Origin of the sequence: Protofrankia sp. Cr1 (genome assembly GCF_963555865.1) — a bacterium.
GTDB lineage: Bacteria > Actinomycetota > Actinomycetes > Frankiales > Frankiaceae > Protofrankia.
On the sequence record NZ_CAUVXO010000535.1, the window covers coordinates 1 to 2,968 of the forward strand.

At 67.1% G+C, this 2,968-nt stretch carries 3 protein-coding genes; all 3 read left to right on the plus strand.

Going from position 1 to position 2,968, the window contains the following annotated elements; genetic code table 11:
- Positions 1-864 precede the first annotated feature (864 nt).
- Positions 865-1,770 carry an SAM-dependent methyltransferase gene (locus U9980_RS25330; RefSeq protein WP_322770226.1) on the plus strand — a complete coding sequence of 302 codons (906 nt, stop codon included), beginning with the start codon at positions 865-867 and terminating at the stop codon, positions 1,768-1,770.
- Positions 1,771-2,109: 339 nt separating this feature from the next.
- On the plus strand, positions 2,110-2,292 hold the full coding sequence (locus U9980_RS25335; RefSeq protein WP_322770227.1) for a hypothetical protein: 183 nt from the start codon (positions 2,110-2,112) through the stop codon (positions 2,290-2,292).
- Between the two features lie 69 nt (positions 2,293-2,361).
- On the plus strand, positions 2,362-2,968 hold a 607-nt coding region (locus U9980_RS25340), incomplete at its 3' end, for a phosphotransferase (protein WP_322770228.1).

Sequence of the window (2,968 nt, forward strand, 5' to 3'; positions counted from 1 at the left end):
AGCGCTGTCCCAGACGAATGGCTTCATCGTCGCGAAGACCGAATCGGCGGAGGATCCCATGTCTCCTGCTCTCGCTTCGATGTCCAGGCGATCAATCTTTTTTCACAGTTATATGAAAAGTCTACACTCGGGTACAGAGCGCAGTCGCTGAGGCTGGCCACCCTGCTGATAGGACGGTCCGGTCGCAGCGAGCGGACGCCGAGGTGCGCCCAAACCTGATGCCATTGCGGTTACGCACGTCCGCCGGTTATCGGTTTGTCGATCACCGGCGCTCAACAGCGGTGATCTTCTGGAGTTCGGTGAACGCGGCCGATGCTTGCCGTCGCGCACCGGACCGGCAACCCGCCCTCGTTAAGGTCCCCCTCAGGGAACTAATGTCCTGGCGAGGTAGACGGTAGGGCGGGTGGCCACTCGCGGCAAAAGGACACGCGGCCTCTCCAGTTCGCGGGGAAACGCCGCAACGAGAAAAGCGTTGTCATATATCGGCTGCTGCTCGTGCTTCGGGGTATCCGTTCGTGTTCCGCCCCCGCGGCATTTTGGGAGCCGTGCGGGGACCTGGATGTCGGCGGCGGGCTGCGCGCGGCCCTGGCCGGCCGTGCTCGCCCGGCACCCGACGCGCCGCTGAACTTGCCGGCGGCGTGGCATGATGCGGCCGCCGCTGGCGTACGCGCTCTGGGATGGCCCGTCCCGGGTCACGCAGACCGCATATCCGTGACACTGAACGGTATACAGACTATTAGATCAAGGATTTCAGGTAGGCCAGGACCGCCGACCAGATCATCAACGTGATCAGAGACTGCTACGGATGAATCTCAGGACCGAGCCATTAGATTCACTCCGGCCACACGATGAAGGGAACGCAGCATGATGGAGCAGCACACCTGGGACATCGTCACCGGTCCGGGCATCACAGCCCTCGGATTGGCCGCGGCCCGCACCGTCGAGTCGTCGATGCCCGACGCTCTCATTGACGACCCACTCGGCGCCGCGTTCGTCCACGCTGTCGAGTCACCGATCGCGTTCCCGTCGCGCTGGCCCGCCGAGGGCGAGCCGGTGACCGACCAGCAGGCACTGCACCTGCACGGTTCCCGCTACATCGGAGTGCGGTCGCGGTTCTACGATGACGTCGTCCGCGACGCGCTCCGCGGCGGTGTCCGCCAGATCGTCCTTCTCGCCGCGGGCCTGGACACGCGAGCGTTCCGACTCGACTGGCCAGCCGACGTCACGCTCTACGAAGTGGACCAACCGCAGATGATTGACTTCAAAGAGGATGTGCTCCGCGGCGAGCAGGCGCAACCGGGCTGCCGGCGTATCGCGGTCGGGACCGACCTGCGCGAGGACTGGCCAGCCGCGCTCACCACTGCAGGGTTCACCCGAAGCGTCCCGGCCGCCTGGGTCGCGGAGGGACTCCTCGCCTACCTTCCGGCGGACGCCGAGGAACGCCTTCTGCGGCAGATCCACCAGCTCTCCGCTCCCGGCAGCCGCATCGCGCTTGACCGCATCGCCCAGGTGAACCGCCTCACGTCCGACGCCGCGCCGCTGGATCAACTCAGCAGCCGGTCCGGTATCGAGATGAAGTCTCTGATCAACACCGAAGCTCGTCAGCAGCCAGCCGAGTGGCTACGCCTTAACGGCTGGACTGTCCGCGAGGAAGACGTCACCGCGGTCGCCCATCGTTACGGCCGCGACCTGACCGACCCCTTCACGAGGCAATCCACCTCCCCATGGCTGGACACACGCCTGCTCACCGCTGAACTCGCACGTCCTTAGCCCGAGCTTTCGAACAGGGTCAATACCCCCGGCGTCCCGGTCCGTTCCGGCGCCGTGCGACGGGCTGCGCGCGGCCTGGCGGCCGGGGGCTCGGGCGGAGCTGTGATTGCGCCCGCTGACCTACCGGCCAACCCGGGACGAGTCCCGCAACGCGCGTAGTAGCGTCTCGTACCCGCGACCGGCGAAGAGATCGACCGACTGCCAGGGTCGGAGCGGATCGGGGATGTCGCAGACCTCCAACCGCACCGGAATGATGTATATCGCCCCGTCCGGCTGTGTTGCGCCACTCGGTGAATCTCTGCTTGCCCGGTGCTGGCGTCGAGAGAGGGAGACAAACCTATGACCCGGGACCTGGCCAGCGCTCAGTCGCGAGCCATCAGTCGTGCGTGGGAGCGCGTCGTAGACGACTGTGGCTGCCCGGACATCTACTACTGCCCGTCGGCGGATGACATCGAGTGTCCCCGGCACAGCGGTTTTGGCGTGTGTTGCGACCGGGTGCCCGAGCACGTCTCCGTGCGCTGAACAGCGCCGCTACCGGGATCTCTGGTCGCAGCGCTGACCTCGGCCACCGGATCGTCTGCCAGAAGGCCCATGACTTCTTCATCAGGTCCTGAGACCCGCCCGGAGACCCGCCCGGAGACCCGCCCGGAGACCGTGCGATCGGTGGCCGGCTCCCTCGCCGCCGTCGGCCTTGCCGCCGGCCGTGTCACGCCGCTGTTCGGTGGGTACGGGGGCGAGACGTTTCGAGTCACGACGCAGGTCGGTGAACTGGTCGTCAAGGTGCGCTCCGACGTGCGGCCACTGGCGGTGACGCGGACGGCGTCGCACCTGCTGTCCGGCCGTGGTCTGCCCCACCAGGACGTCGTTGTGCCACCCACATGGACGCCGGCTGGCTGGCTGATCGCTGTGCGGTGGATCGACGGCCACGACCTCTCCCACGAACCGATCAGTGGATGGAGCACGGAGCAGGCCGCCCGCCTCGGCGGGGACCTGGGTGCCTGGCTGTCGAGAATGCACAGCATCACGGCGCCGGGTCGGGACTGGCTGGGCAAGGCGGACCGGCGTTTCACGGCGAAGCTGCGCCACGGCGCGGCGCGCGGGCACCTCGCCACGGGGCTGGTTGTCCAACTGGAGGATTTCTGGCAGCGCGTCCGACCGGCTCTGGGCGGAGCGCCTGTCGCCCTGGTCCACCGCGATC

Coding starts and splice junctions, on each gene's coding strand:
- U9980_RS25330 (WP_322770226.1), top strand. CDS start 865: ATGATGGAGCAGCACACCTGGGACATCGTCACCGGTCCGGGCATCACA.
- U9980_RS25335 (WP_322770227.1), top strand. CDS start 2,110: ATGACCCGGGACCTGGCCAGCGCTCAGTCGCGAGCCATCAGTCGTGCG.